The following is a 14,947-nucleotide window of genomic DNA, read 5'->3' on the forward strand; positions in this document are numbered from 1 at the left end:
GCCCGTAGGGGATAGTGGGGTACGTGAGTGCCGTACCCGTACCCCAGCCCCGGGCCGCCCGAGCGGCCGCCCCCACCGGTGGCCGTCGCAGCCTGGCCGCGGCCCTCCTCCTCGGCGCCCTCGGCGCCACCGTCGTCCTGCTCTCCGCCGGGCAGATCTGGGCGGAGGGCACCGCGGCCGTCGGCGGCGGCAGCGTCCCCGTCGAGGCCGACGGCGGCACCGTCACCGGCGTGCCGACCGCCCTCGCGATCGTCGGCCTGGCCGCGCTCTTCGCCGTCTTCGCCGTCCGCCGCACCGGCCGCACCCTCGTCGCCGCGCTCCTCGCGCTGAGCGGTGCGGGCGCCGCGCTCGCCGCCGTCCTCGGCGCCTCCGACCGGGCCGCCCTGGACGCCGAGGCCGCCCGGATCAGCGGCGACACGGCCGCCGCCGTCGCCGGCCTGACCCACACGGCCTGGCCGTACGTGACCGCCGCCGGAGCCGCCCTCATCCTGCTCGCCGGCCTCTTCGCGCTCCGCTTCGGCAAGAGCTGGCCGGCCATGGGCGGCCGCTACGAGCGCACCGCCGCCCCCCGCGCCGCCCGCAAGGCCCCCACGGCCGATCCGGACCGGCCCGAGGACCTGTGGAAGGCCCTGGACCGCGGCGAGGACCCCACCCGGGGCTGACGGAGCCGGGGCGCCGACCGCGACGCGTGATCGTCCCGGTACCCCCGATTCATCCTCGCGCGCCCGCGTGCGGGACAATGAGCGCCGAGCGTCCGCGCACGCGTGACCTCACCATCGAGCAACAGCAACGAGGAGCAACTCATGGCGGGCAGCGCCCACGGACACACCCCGGCCGCCTGGACCGGTGTCATCATCTCCTTCATCGGCTTCTGCGTCGCCGGGGTCTTCATGGTGGCCGCCAACGTGCCCGGTTTCTGGGCGGGCATGGCCGTCGTCGTCCTCGGCGGCATCGTCGGCGGAGGGATGAAGGTCGCGGGCCTCGGCATGCCGAAGCAGTCGGCCGACGTCGTCGCCGCGCGCGAGGCCGCGACCACCACCGCGCGGGCCCGCTCCTGACGCGACCCCACGCCTCCGAGGGCGCGGTCCGGCGACGCCGGGCTGCGCCCTCGCGCGTGAGGGGCGAGAATCGCCGCGTGGACCCACACCCGACGCCCGAACCCACGGCCGACACCGCCCCCCGCACCCGGTCGGCGGAACCCGCGGGCACGAATGTCCAGGCCCCGCCGTGGGGGGCTCCGGCCCCGTCGCCGGGAGCCGCGGGCCCCCGTCCGGAGGCCGTGCCCCCACCGCCCGGCGCCGCCCGGCACGGGCTCCCCGCGCCCGCCCTCCCGCCCCCCTCCCCGCCCCGGTCGCGCGCGCGGCGCCTGCTCGCGCCCGTGGGGACGCTCGCCGGGGTCGTCGCGGCCTTCGCGTACGTCAGGGCCGTCGACCCCAACGAACCGGGGCACTACCCCGTCTGCCCGCTGTTCCGCCTCACCGGTCTGTACTGCCCCGGCTGCGGCGGCCTCCGCAGCGCCCACGCCTTCGCCCACGGCGACCTCCCGACCGCCCTCGGCGCCAACGCCCTCGCCGTCGTCGGCTACGGGGTGTTCGCCGTCGTCGCCGTCCTGTGGCTGGTTCGCGCCTGTCGGGGCGTGCCCGCGCGCCTCGCTGTTCCCCCGGTCTGGTGGTGGGGGATCGGGGCCGTCCTCGCCCTCTTCACCCTGGTCAGGAACCTTCCCCTCGGCTCCGCGCTGGTCCCGTGAGGACCCGCCGGAACCCCGGCCGGACGTCCCAGCAGATGGGACGCGGCTCCGGTCGATGCGAGACCGGGGCCGTCCTGCGGATAGGATCGATGTGGCTGAACCTGGTTCATCAACACCGTCCCGGAAGGGGGCCCCTCGCGTGAGTGTGCTCGACGAGATCATCGAAGGCGTACGCGCCGACCTCGCAGAGCGGCAGGCGCGGGTCACCCTCGACGAGCTCAAGGAGCGCGCCGCCAAGGCGCCGCAGGCCAAGGACGGCGTCGCCGCACTGCGCGGCGACGGCGTCAAGGTGATCTGCGAGGTCAAGCGCTCCAGCCCGTCCAAGGGCGCGCTCGCCGCGATCGCCGACCCGGCCGGACTCGCCGCCGACTACGAGGCGGGCGGCGCGGCCGTCATCTCCGTCCTCACCGAGGAGCGCCGCTTCGGCGGCTCCCTCGCGGACCTGGAGGCCGTCCGCGCCAAGGTCGACATCCCGGTCCTGCGCAAGGACTTCATCGTCACCGCCTACCAGCTCTGGGAGGCACGGGCGTACGGAGCGGACCTCGCGCTCCTCATCGTCGCCGCCCTGGAGCAGGAGGCCCTCGTCTCCCTCATCGAGCGGGCCGAGTCCATCGGGCTCACCCCGCTGGTCGAGGTGCACGACGAGGAGGAGGTCGAGCGCGCCGTCGACGCCGGCGCCCGGATCATCGGCGTCAACGCCCGCAACCTCAAGACCCTCAAGGTCGACCGCTCCACCTTCGAGCGCGTCGCCCCCGAGATCCCGGCGCACGTCGTCAAGGTCGCCGAGTCCGGCGTCCGCGGCCCGCACGACCTCATCGCGTACGCCAACGCGGGCGCCGACGCGGTCCTCGTGGGCGAGTCCCTGGTGACCGGCCGCGACCCGAAGGCCGCCGTCGCCGACCTGGTCGCCGCCGGCGCCCACCCGGCCCTCCGCCACGGCCGGAGCTGACCGGACCATGACCCCCCGCCACGACGCGCCGACCCCTCCGGGCACCGCCCGGGGGAGCGTCGCCGTGCCGTCGGCACCCGGGCGCCGCGGCCGGCTCCGCACCGCCGCGGCCCCCGTCCCCGCGCACGCCCCCCTGGCCCGGGGCTGCCGCCCGCGCGGCTGCCGCGCACCCGCCCGCCGGGTCCTCGGCCGCCGGGTGCGGTACGTGATCGGCGACGAGCCCGGCCAGGTCAACGGCATGCGATGGCACCCGCGCCTCGCGCGCGACGTCAACGCCTAGCGCTTCCGGCCCTCCGGCACCCCGCCGCTACGGACCGGCTCCGCGCCGCATGGCTCCTGCCTCGCCCGTGTGCCCACCCTCCCCCAGAGGGGGCACCCCCACGCCCGGCGGAACGACTGCCCACGACGGAGGGGCGGCGGGCCCGCAACAGGCGGGGCGAGGACCGCGGCCGAGCCGCGGGTACCGCCGGGGCGGACACCCGGGCGCCGTCCTCATGGGCGGGGCGGCGGCCCGTGACCGGTGCCCGGCAACCGCGACCGCACCGGCGGCGGCAACGGCGTACGCGAGTGCCGCGCGCATACCGTGACCATCACCCACACGTAACCCCGGGGCACCCGCCCCGCGAGGAGCAACCGCATGTCGAGCGAGTTCTTCATTCCGGACCCGGAGGGTCAGGTCCCCACCGCCGAGGGCTACTTCGGCGCCTACGGCGGCAAGTTCATCCCGGAGGCCCTCGTCGCCGCCGTGGACGAGGTCGCCGTCGAGTACGACAAGGCGAAGGCCGACCCCGAGTTCGCCCGCGAGCTCAACGACCTGATGGTCAACTACACGGGCCGCCCGAGCGCCCTCACCGAGGTCCCCCGGTTCGCCGGGCACGCCGGCGGCGCCCGGATCCTCCTCAAGCGCGAGGACCTCAACCACACCGGCTCGCACAAGATCAACAACGTGCTCGGCCAGGCCCTCCTGACCAAGCGCATGGGCAAGACCCGGGTCATCGCGGAGACCGGCGCCGGACAGCACGGCGTCGCCACCGCCACCGCCTGCGCCCTCTTCGGCCTCGACTGCACCGTCTACATGGGCGAGATCGACACCCAGCGCCAGGCGCTGAACGTCGCCCGGATGCGGATGCTCGGCGCCGAGGTCGTCGCCGTGAAGTCCGGCAGCCGCACCCTCAAGGACGCCATCAACGAGGCCTTCCGCGACTGGGTCGCCAACGTCGACCGCACGCACTACCTCTTCGGCACGGTCGCTGGCCCGCACCCCTTCCCCGCCATGGTCCGCGACTTCCACCGCGTCATCGGCGTCGAGGCCCGCCGCCAGATCCTGGAGCGCGCCGGACGCCTCCCCGACGCGGCGATCGCCTGCGTCGGCGGCGGCTCCAACGCCATCGGCCTCTTCCACGCCTTCGTCCCCGACGCCGGCGTCCGCCTGATCGGCTGCGAGCCGGCCGGCCACGGCGTCGAGACCGGCGAACACGCGGCCACCCTCACCGCGGGCGAGCCCGGCATCCTGCACGGCTCGCGGTCGTACGTCCTCCAGGACGACGAGGGCCAGATCACCGAGCCGTACTCGATCTCGGCCGGCCTCGACTACCCCGGCATCGGCCCCGAGCACGCCTACCTCAAGGACAGCGGCCGGGGCGAGTACCGGGCCGTCACCGACGACGCCGCCATGCGGGCGCTCCGCCTGCTCTCCCGCACCGAGGGCATCATCCCGGCCATCGAGTCGGCGCACGCCCTCGCCGGGGCCATCGAGGTCGGCAGGGAGCTGGGCCCCGACGGCCTGATCGTCGTCAACCTCTCCGGGCGCGGCGACAAGGACATGGACACCGCCGCCCGCTACTTCGGCCTGTACGACACCGACGCCGAGGTCGCCGCCGACGCCGGCGCCGACGACACCGCCGAGATCGAGGGGGACGCCAAGTGAGCGGCAAAATCCAGCTGTTGAGCGACACCCTCGCCGCGGCGAAGGCCGAGGACCGGGCCGCGCTCATCGCCTACCTGCCCGCCGGGTTCCCGACCGTCGACGGCGGCATCGCGGCGATCAGGGCCGTCTTCGACGGCGGCGCCGACGTCGTCGAGGTCGGCCTCCCGCACAGCGACCCCGTCCTCGACGGCCCGGTCATCCAGACCGCCGACGACATCGCCCTGCGCGGCGGCGTCCGGATCGCCGACGTCATGCGCACGGTCCGCGAGGCCCACGAGGCCACCGGCAAGCCGGTCCTCGTCATGACGTACTGGAACCCGATCGACCGCTACGGCGTCGAGCGCTTCACCGAGGAGCTCGCCGCGGCCGGCGGCGCGGGCTGCATCCTGCCCGACCTGCCGGTCCAGGAGTCCGCTCTCTGGCGCGAGCACGCCGACAAGCACGGTCTCGCGACCGTCTTCGTCGTCGCGCCCAGCAGCAGGGACGCGCGCCTCGCCACCATCACGGCCGCCGGGTCCGGCTTCGTCTACGCCGCCTCCCTCATGGGCGTCACCGGCACCCGCGCGTCGGTCGGCGAGCAGGCGGCCGACCTGGTCCGCCGCACCCGCGCCGCCGTCGAGCCCGGCCGGGACCTGCCCGTCTGCGTCGGCCTCGGCGTCTCCGACGCCGCCCAGGCCAAGGAGGTCGCGGCCTTCTCCGACGGCGTCATCGTCGGCTCCGCCTTCGTGAAGCGGATCCTCGACGCCGACGGCGACGAGGCCGCCGGACTCGCCGCCGTAAGGGAACTGGCGGCCGAACTCGCCGAGGGCGTCCGCCGGGATCCGTAACCCGTCCGGGTGGATCTGGGACCGGGGAGGCGCGTACGTGCCTCCCCGGTTCGTTGACCGGGGCGTGAGCCAGAACAGCCGTGGTGACGGCAACCGGAACGCGCGGGAGCGCCTTCAGCAGCAGCGCGAGCGCGACAAGGCCCGCGACAGGCAGCGACGCGTCCTGATCGTGTCGTCGGCGGTGGTCGGCGTCCTCGCCCTGGCCGCCGTCGTCGGCGTGATCGCCGCGAACGCCGACAAGGGCGGCGGATCCGACAAGGCGGGTCCCGTGGTCGCGCCGTCGACCTCGGTCGAGGGCGACAAGCCCGCCATCCCCACGGGCCGGCCGGACGCCCCCGCCACCCTCCAGATCTGGGAGGACTTCCGCTGCCCGGCGTGCGCCCAGTTCGAGAACGTGATGCGGAACTCCATCCACGAGCTGGAGGCCTCCGGGCAGCTCAGGACCGAGTACCACCTCGCCACCCTCATCGACGGGAACATGGGCGGCAGCGGCTCGCTCCGCGCGGCGAACGCCGCCGCGTGCGCCCAGGACGCGGGGAAGTTCACCGCGTACCACGACACGCTCTACGTCAACCAGCCGCAGGAGACGGACGACGCCTTCGGCGACAACAAGAAGCTGATCGAGCTGGCGGCGAAGGTGCCCGGTCTCGACACGCCGGAGTTCCGGAGCTGCGTGGAGGACGGCACGCACGACAGCTGGGTCGTGAAGTCCAACGAGGCCTTCCAGAAGGGCGGCTTCCGCGGCACCCCGACCGTCCTGCTCAACGGAGAATCGATCTTCCCGACCAAGGGGAACGAGCAGCTCTCCCCGGAGAACCTGAAGAAGTGGGTCGCCGAGGCCAACAAGGGCAAGAAGCCCGGCACGGCCTCCCCGTCCGCCGGCTGAACCGCCCCCGGCGGGCCCGCTCCGCCGGGGTTAGTTACCCAGACGTTGCCGGGCCGGGCTGCCGCCGCGCCCGCCCGGCAGGGTAGCGTCGGACCTGCCATGGACCTTGCCTACATTCCCAGCCCGTCGACCGGCGTGATCCACCTCGGACCGATCCCGCTGCGCGGCTATGCCTTCTGCATCATCATCGGTGTCTTCGTCGCCGTCTGGTACGGCAACAAGCGCTGGATCGCCCGGGGCGGCACCGCCGGCACCGTGGCCGACATCGCCGTCTGGGCGGTGCCCTTCGGCCTCGTCGGCGGACGCCTGTACCACGTGATCACCGACTACCAGCTGTACTTCAGCGAGGGTGAGAACTGGGTCGACGCCTTCAAGATCTGGGAGGGCGGCCTCGGCATCTGGGGCGCCATCGCGCTCGGCGCGGTGGGCGCCTGGATCGGCTGCCGCCGCCGGGGCATCCCGCTCCCCGCGTACGCCGACGCCATCGCGCCCGGCATCGCCCTCGCCCAGGCCATCGGCCGCTGGGGCAACTGGTTCAACCAGGAGCTGTACGGCCGGCCGACCGACCTGCCCTGGGCCCTGAAGATCACCGAGGGCGTGAACCGCGAGGCCGGGACCTACCACCCGACCTTCCTGTACGAGTCGCTCTGGTGCGTCGGCGTCGCCCTCCTCGTCGTCTGGGCCGACCGCCGCTTCAGGCTCGGCCACGGGCGCGCCTTCGCGCTCTACGTCGCCGCGTACTGCGCGGGCCGCGGCTGGATCGAGTACATGCGCGTCGACGAGGCGCACCACGTGCTCGGCCTGCGGCTGAACGTGTGGACGGCGATCGTCGTCTTCGTGCTCGCGGTGGTCTACATCGTCGTCTCGTCGCGGCTCCGCCCGGGACGCGAGGAGATCGTGGAGCCGAAGGCGGAGCAGAAGCCCGAGGGCGCCGTGGCCTCCGGCGAGGACACCGACGCCGACGCGGACGCCGACGGCGGCGCGAAGGGCGAGGACGGGGAGCCGGACGCCTCCGCCGACGCCGTCGACCTCGGCAAGGACGGCACGAACGGCAAGGAGGCGGGGCACGGCGCCGGCAAGGGCTGACCGCCCGCCCCGCCCCGCTGCGGACGAGAAGGGCCGCCGGAACCGAAGGGTTCCGGCGGCCCTTCCGCGTGCGGGGGTACGGATCACCCGGCCCGCGCGGCGAGGGCGAGGACCCGGTGGGCGCCCTCCACCACCGCCGCGTCCACGAACCGGCCGTCCGGGAGGGCCAGCGCGCCCTGCCCGGTCGCGGCGACGATCTCCCGGGCCGCGTCGACCTCCTCCGGGGTGGGGAGGTAGGCGCGCTCGATGACCGGGAGCTGGCGGGGGTGGATGGCCGCCCGCCCCAGGAACCCCATCGCCCGGCCCCGGGCGCAGTCGGCGGCCAGCCCGTCCAGGTCGCGGACGTGGGGGTGGACCGACTGGGTCGGCGGCGGGAGGGCGGCCGCCCGGGCCGCGACCACCAGCCGCCCGCGCGACCAGTCGAGCCCGGCGTCCTCCCGTACCCCCAGGTCGGAGCGGAGGTCGGCCTCGCCGAGCGCGATGCCGCGCACGGCGGGGTGGGCGGAGGCGACGGCGTAGGCGTTCTCCACGGCGAGGGCGCTCTCCAGGAGTGGATAGAGGGGCAGGCCCGGGGCGAGGCCGGCGATCCGGTGGATGTCGGTGGCGTGTGTCACCTTGGGCACACGGAGACCGCAGAGGCCGGGGAGGGGGGTCAGGACGGGGATGTCGAGCGGGGTGTGGACCCGGACGTGGACCGGGACGGGGTGGACGTCCGCGAGGAGGTCGGCGGTGGCGTCCAGGGCGTACGCCTTGCGGTGCGGGGCGACCGCGTCCTCCAGGTCGACGATCACGACGTCGGCGCCGGAGGCCAGCGCCTTGCGGACGACCTCGGGCCGGTCGCCGGGCGCGTACAGCCAGGTGAGGGGGGTGTGCGGCCCGGCGGTGCCGCTCGCGACGGGCGCGCCGGTCCGCTCGCGGGGACCGCTGACCCGTCCGATGTTCCGGACGCCGTGCGGGCCGCTCATACCGCCCCCTGCTCGCGGAGGGCGCCGATCTCGGCGGGGGTGAGGCCGAGCTCGGCGAGGACGGCGGCGGTGTCGGCGCCGTGCGGGCGGCCGGGCCAGCGGATGCCGCCGGGGGTCTCGGAGAGGCGGAAGAGGACGTTCTGCATCCTGATCGGGCCCAGCTCGGGGTCCTCCACCTCGGTGACGGTGCCGAGCGCCTGGTACTGCGGGTCGTCGAGGACGTCCCGCACGTCGTAGACGGGGGCGATGGCCGCCTCCGCCTTCTCGAAGGCCGCCAGGGCCTCGTCGCGGGTGTGCCGGGCGATCCAGGAGCCGACCGCCTCGTCCAGGACGTCCGCGTGCGCGGCCCGGCCCGTGCCGTCGGCGAACCACGGCTCGTCGATCAGCTCCGGGCGCCCGACGAGGCCCAGCACCCGCTCCGCGATCGACTGCGCGGAGGTGGAGACGGCGACCCAGGAGCCGTCGGCGGTCCGGTAGGTGTTGCGCGGGGCGTTGTTGCGGGAGCGGTTGCCGGTGCGGGGCTGGACGTATCCGAGCTGGTCGTACCAGAGGGGGTGGGGTCCGATGACGGAGAGCATCGGCTCGATGATCGCCATGTCGACGACCTGGCCGCGGCCGGTCGTCGCCCTGGCGGTGAGCGCGGTCATCACGGCGTACGCGGTGGCCAGGGCGGCGATCGAGTCGGCCAGGCCGAAGGGGGGCAGGGTCGGCGGGCCGCCGGGCTCGCCGGTGATGGCGGCGAAGCCGCTCATCGCCTCGGCGAGGGTCCCGAAGCCGGGACGGTGGGAGTACGGGCCGAACTGGCCGAAGCCGGTGACGCGGGCCAGGACCAGACGCGGGTTGGCGGCGGAGAGCTCCTCCCAGCCCAGGCCCCAGCGCTCCAGGGTGCCGGGGCGGAAGTTCTCCACGATCACGTCGGCGTCGGCCGCGAGCGCGAGGAGGGTGTCGCGGCCGCCCGGCGTGGACAGGTCGAGGGTGATCGTCCGCTTGTTGCGGCCGAGGACCTTCCACCACAGGCCGACGCCGTCCTTGGCGGGGCCGTGGCCCCGGGACGGGTCGGGCTTGCGGGGGTGCTCGACCTTGACGACGTCGGCGCCGAAGTCGCCCAGCATCATGGCGGCGAGCGGCCCGGCGAAGAGGGTCGCGAGGTCCAGGACGCGCAGCCCCTGGAGGGGAGGGACGGGCGCGGTGTCCGGCGTGCCGTCGGCCGCGGCGTCCGGAGCGGGGAGAGTCGTCATGCGGGATCGGCCTCCAGGGTGTCGGGGGAGCGGAAGGCCCCTTCGATGTCGACGCGGTACGGCATCGAGGTCGACGCGCCCTCGCGCAGGACGGAGAGCGCGGCGGCCGTCTGCGCCCAGACGAGCGCCTCGGGGGCGGGGCGGCCCTCGCCGAGGGCGACCGCGAGGGCGCCGACGAAGGTGTCGCCGGCGCCGGTGGTGTCCACGGCCCGGACCCGGCGGGCGGGCACGGCGACCGGTTCGGCGCCGCGCGCCGCGTACAGGCTGCCGGCCGCGCCCAGGGTGACGACCACCTCGGGGACGTCCCGCAGCAGGGCCTCGGCCGCGGCGCGCGGATCGGCGAGACCGGTGAGCGCGGCGGCCTCGTGCTCGTTCGGCACCAGCAGGTCGGTGACGGCGAGGAGTTCGGGAGGGAGCGGCCGCGCGGGGGAGGGGGTGAGGACGGTGCGGACGCCGAGCCGGCGGGCGGCCGTGGCGCCCTCGACGACGACGGGGAGGGGGAGTTCGAGCTGGAGGAGCAGGGAGTCGGCGGTGCCGATGAGGGCCTCGTCGCCGTGGGTGAGGGAGGTGACGGTGCCGTTGGCGCCGGGGACGACGACGATCGCGTTGCCCCCCTCGTCGTCCACCACGACGTGGGCGGTGCCCGAGGGGCCCTCGACGGTGCGCAGCAGGTCGGTGTCCACCGCGCAGTGCTCCAGGGCCGCCCGGAGCCGCGCGCCGTAGCCGTCCGTGCCGACCGCCCCGATCATCGCCACCTCGGCACCGGCGCGGGCGGCGGCGACGGCCTGGTTGGCGCCCTTGCCGCCGGGGATCGTGCGGAAGGAGCGGCCGGTGACGGTCTCGCCGAGGGCCGGGGCCTGCGGCACGTAGACGACGAGGTCCATGTTCGTGCTGCCGAGCACGACGATGCTGGTCATGGGCGTACTGCCTCCAGGTGTGTCAGTTCGGCCAGGGTGTCGAAACCGATGCCGTCGAAGGACGGGACGGAGGTCGCGAGGCGGTTCTTGAGGGGGGAGGTCCAGCGCTCGGGCAACCGGTCGGGGTGGCCGGCGAGCAGACCGGCGACCGAGCCGGCGGTGGCGCCGTTGGAGTCGGTGTCCCAGCCGCCCGACACCGCCGCGCAGACGGAGCGGGAGAAGTCGCCGTCGGCGTGGGTGAGGGCGGCGGCGAGCAGGGCGGCGTTGGGGACGGCATGCACCCAGTGGTACCCGCCGAGTTCGGCGTGCAGCCGGTCCACGACGGCGTCGAAGTCGGCGTGGGCGCGGGCGTGCGCGATGCCCCGGCGGACCGCCCGCGCCAGGCGGGAGCGGGGCGGGACCACGGAGAGTCCGGCGGCGAGCGCCCGGTGGACGTCGGCGGTGCCGGACGCGGCGGCGGCGACGGTGGCGGCGACGAACATGGCGCCGTACACGCCGTTGGCGGTGTGGGTGAGCACCGCGTCCCGGTACGCCTGCGCGGCGGCGGCGACCGGGTCGCCCGGACGGGTCCAGCCGTGCACGTCGGCCCGGATCTGGGCGCCGATCCACTCGCGGAAGGGGTTGCGGCGGGCGGCGGTCAGCGGGGGTTCGATCCCGTCGAGGAGGTTGCGGTAGGCGACGCGCTCGGCCGTGAAGGTCCGGCCGGCGGGAAGCTCGTCGAGCCAGAGGCGGGCGACGTCGGCGGTGGTGAAGCCGCGGCCGTGCCGCTGGAGCAGGAGGAGGCCCAGGAGGGGGTAGTTGAGGTCGTCGTCCTCGGGCATCCCGTCGATGTTCTCGGCGAGGGAGGTGCCGGCGGAGCGCCGGTTCCAGGGGTGGGCGGCGAGCAGTTCGGGGGGCACGCCCCGGGCGGTGAACCAGCTGGTGAGGGGCCAGTTGCCGGCGGCGCGGGCGAGGGCGCGGATCGCGGGCAGGGGGAGTTTCTCGACGGGCTTGCCGAGCAGGCACCCGACGGCACGGCCGAGCCAGGCGGCGTGCAGGCGGGGGAGGAGGGCGGGGTCGGTGGCCGTGCTCGTTCCCGTGCCCGTGCTCGTTCCCGTGCCCGTGCTCGTTCCCGTGCGCGTGCTCGTTCCCGTATCCGTGCCCGTGCCCGTGCCCGTATCCGTGCCCGTGCCCGTACCCGTTTCCGTGTCGGGGGAGAGGTCCGGCGCCGGGGCTTCGCGTTCGTACGGGGAGGCCGGAGCGCGGCCGTTCCCGGTCTCGCCGCGGGGTCCTGCGGCGGGCGCGGTCGTCAGGGCCCGGATCCCGGGGAGGGCGGTCGGCTCGTGTTCCGCGAGGGGGGAGGGCAGCGCGGCCAGGGCGTCCAGGAGCTCCTCCGCCAGGGGACGCAGGTCCGGGCGGGGGGTCCCGGAGGCGCCCGCCGTCTCCGGGGCGGGCGGGCCGCCCGCCGCCGCCCAGCGGGCCGCCGGGGCGCGGGCGTCGCGGCCGTCCTCCGCCGCCTGCCGGAGCTCGTGGCCCACCAGGTCCTCCGGCTGCACCCAGGTCACCCGGAGGTTCACCGGTCCGCGCCCGTCAGCGCCGTGAACGCCGACTCGTGGGCCCGGCGCGCCTCCGCGTCCCGCGCGAAGACCTCCCGGGCGACCCCGGCCAGGGCCCGCGCCGGGGCGTGCAGGTCGAGCCGGCTCGCCTCCGCCACCCGCTTCGCCCAGTCGGCCGGCACGGCCGCCTCGCCGTGCAGCGCGCCCACGATCGCACCCGCCATCGTGGCGATCGAGTCGCAGTCCCGGCCGTAGTTGACCGCGCCCAGGACCGTGCGCCGGAAGTCGCCCGCGCCGACGAGCAGCATCCCCAGGGCGATCGGCAGCTCCTCGATCGCGTGGAGCCGGGAGGGGCGCCGGGCGCCGAGGGACGGCGCCCGGTAGTCGGGGCCGACCGTGTCGAAGGGGGCCACCGCCCTGCGCAGCGGGGTGAGGGCGGTCTCGAAGTCCGTGTGGCCACAGGCCGCTTCGGCCACCGCCTCGATCGCCGCCTCCGTGCCGTCCTTCGCCAGCGACAGGGCCGCGTCCACGACCGAGGCCGGTGTCGCGCCCGGCACGCAGGCCGCCGCCACCGCCGCCGCGAACACGCCCGCCGCCTCCCGGCCGTACGAGGACTGGTGCGCGCCCGCCAGGTCGAGGGCCTCGGCGTAGGCGGCCTGCGGGTTGGCGGCGTTGACGAGCCCGACCGGCGCCATGTACATCGCGGCGCCGCAGTTGACGATGTTGCCGCTGCCGGCCTCGCGCGGGTCCACGTGTCCGTAGTGGAGCCGGGTCACGATCCACTTCTCGGCGAGGAAGATCCGCTGGAGCGGCAGCGCCTCCGCCTCCAGCTCCGGGATCCAGACGGGGGAGCTCATGAGCTCGGGGACGAGGTGGTCCGCGACCGCGTACGCGTCGAGGTGGCCGCGGACCTTCTCGTACACCCTGATCAGGGTGTGGGTCATCAGGGTGTCGTCGGTGACGTGCCCGTCGCCCTTGTGGTACGGGGCGATGGGGCGGGCGGTGCGCCAGGCGTCGCCGTTCCAGGGGCCGACGATCCCGGTGACGCGGCCGCCGTGGCGCTCCAGGATCTGTTCGGGGGTGTAGCCCTCGACGGGGCCGCCGAGCGCGTCGCCGACGGCGGCCCCGAGGAGGCTGCCGGTGATCCGGTCATCCAGGGTGGGAACGCCCGGTGTGTTCGGCGCGGTCGGCGCGTTCGGTGTGCGTACAGCCGGGGTGGGCACGTCCAGTGTGGGTTCCATGTCGGAATTGTCCACCTGGGGCGGCCGGTTCCGTGGCTCCGAGCAGCCCGGCGAGTTCCACCAGGTCCGTCCCCGCGAGCCGGGGCAGCGCGCAGCCCGCGAGCGTCCGGCAGGCCTCGCGCCAGCTCGCCGGGACCGAACGGCCGCCGCCGAGCGCCCCGGTGAGCGCGCCCGCGAGCGCCGGCGCCGAGTCCGCGACCCGGGAGAGGCAGGCGGCGGCCGGTACCGCGGCCGTCATCTCGCCCCGGGCGGCGAGGGCGAGGGCCAGGGCGACCGGGACGGTCTCGGCGGCGGCGACGCCGTAGCTGTAGACGTGGTCCACGATCTGGTGCTCCAGGAGCGGGACCAGCTCGAAGGCCGAGCCGGCGGCCCGGGCGAGCTCCACGGCGTGCCGGGCGTTGCGGCCGATCTCGGTGGCGGGCGGGAGTTCGGCGAGCGCCGCCCCGACGGACTCGTCGACCGTCGCCCCGCCGAGGGCCGCGGCGACCGCCGCCGCCGTCGCCCGGGCGCCGTGGACGCCGTCGCCGTCCTGGGTGTACCGGGCGTCGAACTCGGCGAGTTCGGCGGCGGCGCGCGGGTCGCCCGGGTGGACGGCGGCCAGGACGGCGGCCCGTACGCAGGCGGCGTCGTCGAAGTAGTGCGGGTTGTCGTGCCCGGTCGCGGGCGGGCGCAGACCGGTGGCGAGGTTGCCGAGCCCGGCGCGGACGGAGATCCGGGCGCGCAGGGGGAGGACGGCGGACTCGACCTCGGGGGCGCGGTCGGCGGCGGCCGCGACCTGGCCGGCGAGGGCGTTCCAGGCGAGGTCGACGGCGGCGCGGAGCCGGCGCTCCGGGGGCAGCCCGGCGAGGGCGGGGGAGGAGGAGGCGAGGATCGCCTCGGCGGTGAAGGCCGCCCACTCGGCGTCGTCGGAGGGGCCGAGCAGCAGGGGCTCGGGGGGCTGGTTGAGGGCGATGGGGACGGGGAGGGTGGTCGTCGCGTTCTGCTCCGCGAAGGTGTCGAGCTCCCGGGTGAGGCGGCGGGTCCACTCGGGCATGCGGGCGGCGCGGTGCCGGGCGGCGGGCCACCCGGCGGCGTCGCCCGCGGCGAGCCCGAGGAGGAGGCCCTCGATCGCGTCGCGGCGCGCGGGGACCTGGGCGGTCGGCGTCGTGACGTGGGCGGTCGGCGTCTGGACCGGGGTGGTCGGCATCGTGACGTGGGCGGTCGGCGTCTGGACCGGGGCGGTCGGCGTCGTGACCTGGGCGGTCGGCGTCGAGGTCCGGTCGTGCGCGTCGCGTACCGGGGGTGCTGCCGGGCCCTCGTGGGCCCCGTCCAGCAGATCGGTGCCCCGCACCGGGGCCTGTGCCCACCCTCCCTCGGAGGGGGGACCCCCACGCCCGGCGGGACGACTGCCCACAGGGGTGGTGACGGTGGCGGTGCCGGCCCCCGGCGCGGTGCCGCTCGCGGGGGCGGCGGCGATGCCCGCGCCCGGAGCCGTCCCGCCCCCGAGGGCCCCGGCGGTGCCGACCCCCGGCGCGGTGTCCGGACCCGGGGCGGTGCTCGCGGTGGGGGTCGGTGCGAGCGGGCCCGCCCCCGTGGTCGTAGCGGTGGTCGTCCCCATGGCCGTACCGCTGTCCGCGAGCGTCCCCGGCC

At 75.9% G+C, this 14,947-nt stretch carries 15 protein-coding genes; 9 read left to right on the forward strand and 6 right to left on the reverse strand.

The annotated features are described in order from the left end of the window. Nucleotides 1–14: 14 nt before the first annotated feature. From ADL08_RS24175 to lgt, 9 genes are all read left to right on the forward strand, one after another. On the forward strand, nt 15–662 hold the full coding sequence (locus ADL08_RS24175; protein ID WP_053646383.1) for a TIGR02234 family membrane protein: 648 nt from the start codon (nt 15–17) through the stop codon (nt 660–662). Between the two features lie 141 nt (nt 663–803). Further along, the gene (locus tag ADL08_RS24180) at nt 804–1,058 is read left to right on the forward strand and encodes an HGxxPAAW family protein (protein WP_053646386.1); all 255 of its coding nucleotides are present in this window, start codon (nt 804–806) and stop codon (nt 1,056–1,058) included. 221 nt (nt 1,059–1,279) lie between these two features. Next, nucleotides 1,280–1,747: a DUF2752 domain-containing protein gene (locus tag ADL08_RS24185; protein WP_078968403.1), complete on the forward strand. Its 468-nt coding sequence runs from the start codon at nt 1,280–1,282 to the stop codon at nt 1,745–1,747. Nucleotides 1,748–1,886: 139 nt separating this feature from the next. Next, nucleotides 1,887–2,696 carry an indole-3-glycerol phosphate synthase TrpC gene (gene trpC, locus ADL08_RS24190; protein WP_053646388.1) on the forward strand — a complete coding sequence of 270 codons (810 nt, stop codon included), beginning with the start codon at nt 1,887–1,889 and terminating at the stop codon, nt 2,694–2,696. Nucleotides 2,697–2,703: 7 nt separating this feature from the next. After that, the gene (gene trpM, locus ADL08_RS24195; RefSeq protein ID WP_420709643.1) at nt 2,704–2,976 is read left to right on the forward strand and encodes a tryptophan biosynthesis modulator TrpM; all 273 of its coding nucleotides are present in this window, start codon (nt 2,704–2,706) and stop codon (nt 2,974–2,976) included. Between the two features lie 357 nt (nt 2,977–3,333). After that, nucleotides 3,334–4,623 carry a tryptophan synthase subunit beta gene (gene trpB, locus ADL08_RS24200; protein WP_053646390.1) on the forward strand — a complete coding sequence of 430 codons (1,290 nt, stop codon included), beginning with the start codon at nt 3,334–3,336 and terminating at the stop codon, nt 4,621–4,623. Further along, entirely contained in the window at nt 4,620–5,450 is an 831-nt protein-coding gene (gene trpA, locus ADL08_RS24205) for a tryptophan synthase subunit alpha (protein ID WP_053646392.1), read from the forward strand. The genes trpB and trpA overlap by 4 nt, the downstream gene beginning before the upstream one ends. Nucleotides 5,451–5,514: 64 nt before the next feature. Then, a complete protein-coding gene (locus ADL08_RS24210) occupies nt 5,515–6,336 on the forward strand; it encodes a DsbA family protein (protein ID WP_053646393.1) in 822 nt (273 codons plus the stop codon). Nucleotides 6,337–6,435: 99 nt separating this feature from the next. After that, the gene (gene lgt, locus ADL08_RS24215) at nt 6,436–7,422 is read left to right on the forward strand and encodes a prolipoprotein diacylglyceryl transferase (protein ID WP_053646395.1); all 987 of its coding nucleotides are present in this window, start codon (nt 6,436–6,438) and stop codon (nt 7,420–7,422) included. An 83-nt stretch (nt 7,423–7,505) separates the two neighbouring features. On the opposite strand, the gene ADL08_RS24220 is transcribed toward lgt, so the two are convergent. Genes ADL08_RS24220 through ADL08_RS24245 form a run of 6 tightly spaced genes read right to left on the reverse strand, consistent with a single transcriptional unit; the run spans nt 7,506 to nt 14,504 of the window. Continuing rightward, a complete protein-coding gene (locus tag ADL08_RS24220; protein WP_078968404.1) occupies nt 7,506–8,387 on the reverse strand; it encodes an HpcH/HpaI aldolase/citrate lyase family protein in 882 nt (293 codons plus the stop codon). Continuing rightward, nucleotides 8,384–9,625, reverse strand: coding sequence for a CaiB/BaiF CoA transferase family protein (locus tag ADL08_RS24225; RefSeq protein WP_053646397.1), 1,242 nt, complete (start codon nt 9,623–9,625; stop codon nt 8,384–8,386). Before ADL08_RS24225 ends, ADL08_RS24220 begins: the two co-directional genes overlap by 4 nt. Next, nucleotides 9,622–10,542: a ribokinase gene (gene rbsK / locus ADL08_RS24230; protein WP_053646399.1), complete on the reverse strand. Its 921-nt coding sequence runs from the start codon at nt 10,540–10,542 to the stop codon at nt 9,622–9,624. Before rbsK ends, ADL08_RS24225 begins: the two co-directional genes overlap by 4 nt. Next, nucleotides 10,539–12,086: an ADP-ribosylglycohydrolase family protein gene (locus ADL08_RS24235; RefSeq protein WP_420709644.1), complete on the reverse strand. Its 1,548-nt coding sequence runs from the start codon at nt 12,084–12,086 to the stop codon at nt 10,539–10,541. The genes rbsK and ADL08_RS24235 overlap by 4 nt, the downstream gene beginning before the upstream one ends. A gap of 8 nt (nt 12,087–12,094) precedes the next feature. Next, complete coding sequence (locus tag ADL08_RS24240) at nt 12,095–13,318, reverse strand: ADP-ribosylglycohydrolase family protein (protein ID WP_053646404.1); 1,224 nt, start codon at nt 13,316–13,318, stop codon at nt 12,095–12,097. Continuing rightward, complete coding sequence (locus tag ADL08_RS24245) at nt 13,227–14,504, reverse strand: ADP-ribosylglycohydrolase family protein (protein WP_234352241.1); 1,278 nt, start codon at nt 14,502–14,504, stop codon at nt 13,227–13,229. The genes ADL08_RS24240 and ADL08_RS24245 overlap by 92 nt, the downstream gene beginning before the upstream one ends. Nucleotides 14,505–14,947: the final 443 nt, after the last annotated feature.

Origin of the sequence: Streptomyces sp. NRRL F-6492 (genome assembly GCF_001280125.1) — a bacterium.
GTDB lineage: Bacteria > Actinomycetota > Actinomycetes > Streptomycetales > Streptomycetaceae > Streptomyces.

Coding starts and splice junctions, on each gene's coding strand:
- lgt (WP_053646395.1), top strand. CDS start 6,436: ATGGACCTTGCCTACATTCCCAGCCCGTCGACCGGCGTGATCCACCTC.
- trpB (WP_053646390.1), top strand. CDS start 3,334: ATGTCGAGCGAGTTCTTCATTCCGGACCCGGAGGGTCAGGTCCCCACC.
- ADL08_RS24220 (WP_078968404.1), bottom strand. CDS start 8,387: ATGAGCGGCCCGCACGGCGTCCGGAACATCGGACGGGTCAGCGGTCCC.
- ADL08_RS24245 (WP_234352241.1), bottom strand. CDS start 14,504: ATGCCGACCACCCCGGTCCAGACGCCGACCGCCCACGTCACGACGCCG.
- ADL08_RS24240 (WP_053646404.1), bottom strand. CDS start 13,318: ATGGAACCCACACTGGACGTGCCCACCCCGGCTGTACGCACACCGAAC.
- trpM (WP_420709643.1), top strand. CDS start 2,704: ATGACCCCCCGCCACGACGCGCCGACCCCTCCGGGCACCGCCCGGGGG.
- ADL08_RS24225 (WP_053646397.1), bottom strand. CDS start 9,625: ATGACGACTCTCCCCGCTCCGGACGCCGCGGCCGACGGCACGCCGGAC.
- rbsK (WP_053646399.1), bottom strand. CDS start 10,542: ATGACCAGCATCGTCGTGCTCGGCAGCACGAACATGGACCTCGTCGTC.
- ADL08_RS24180 (WP_053646386.1), top strand. CDS start 804: ATGGCGGGCAGCGCCCACGGACACACCCCGGCCGCCTGGACCGGTGTC.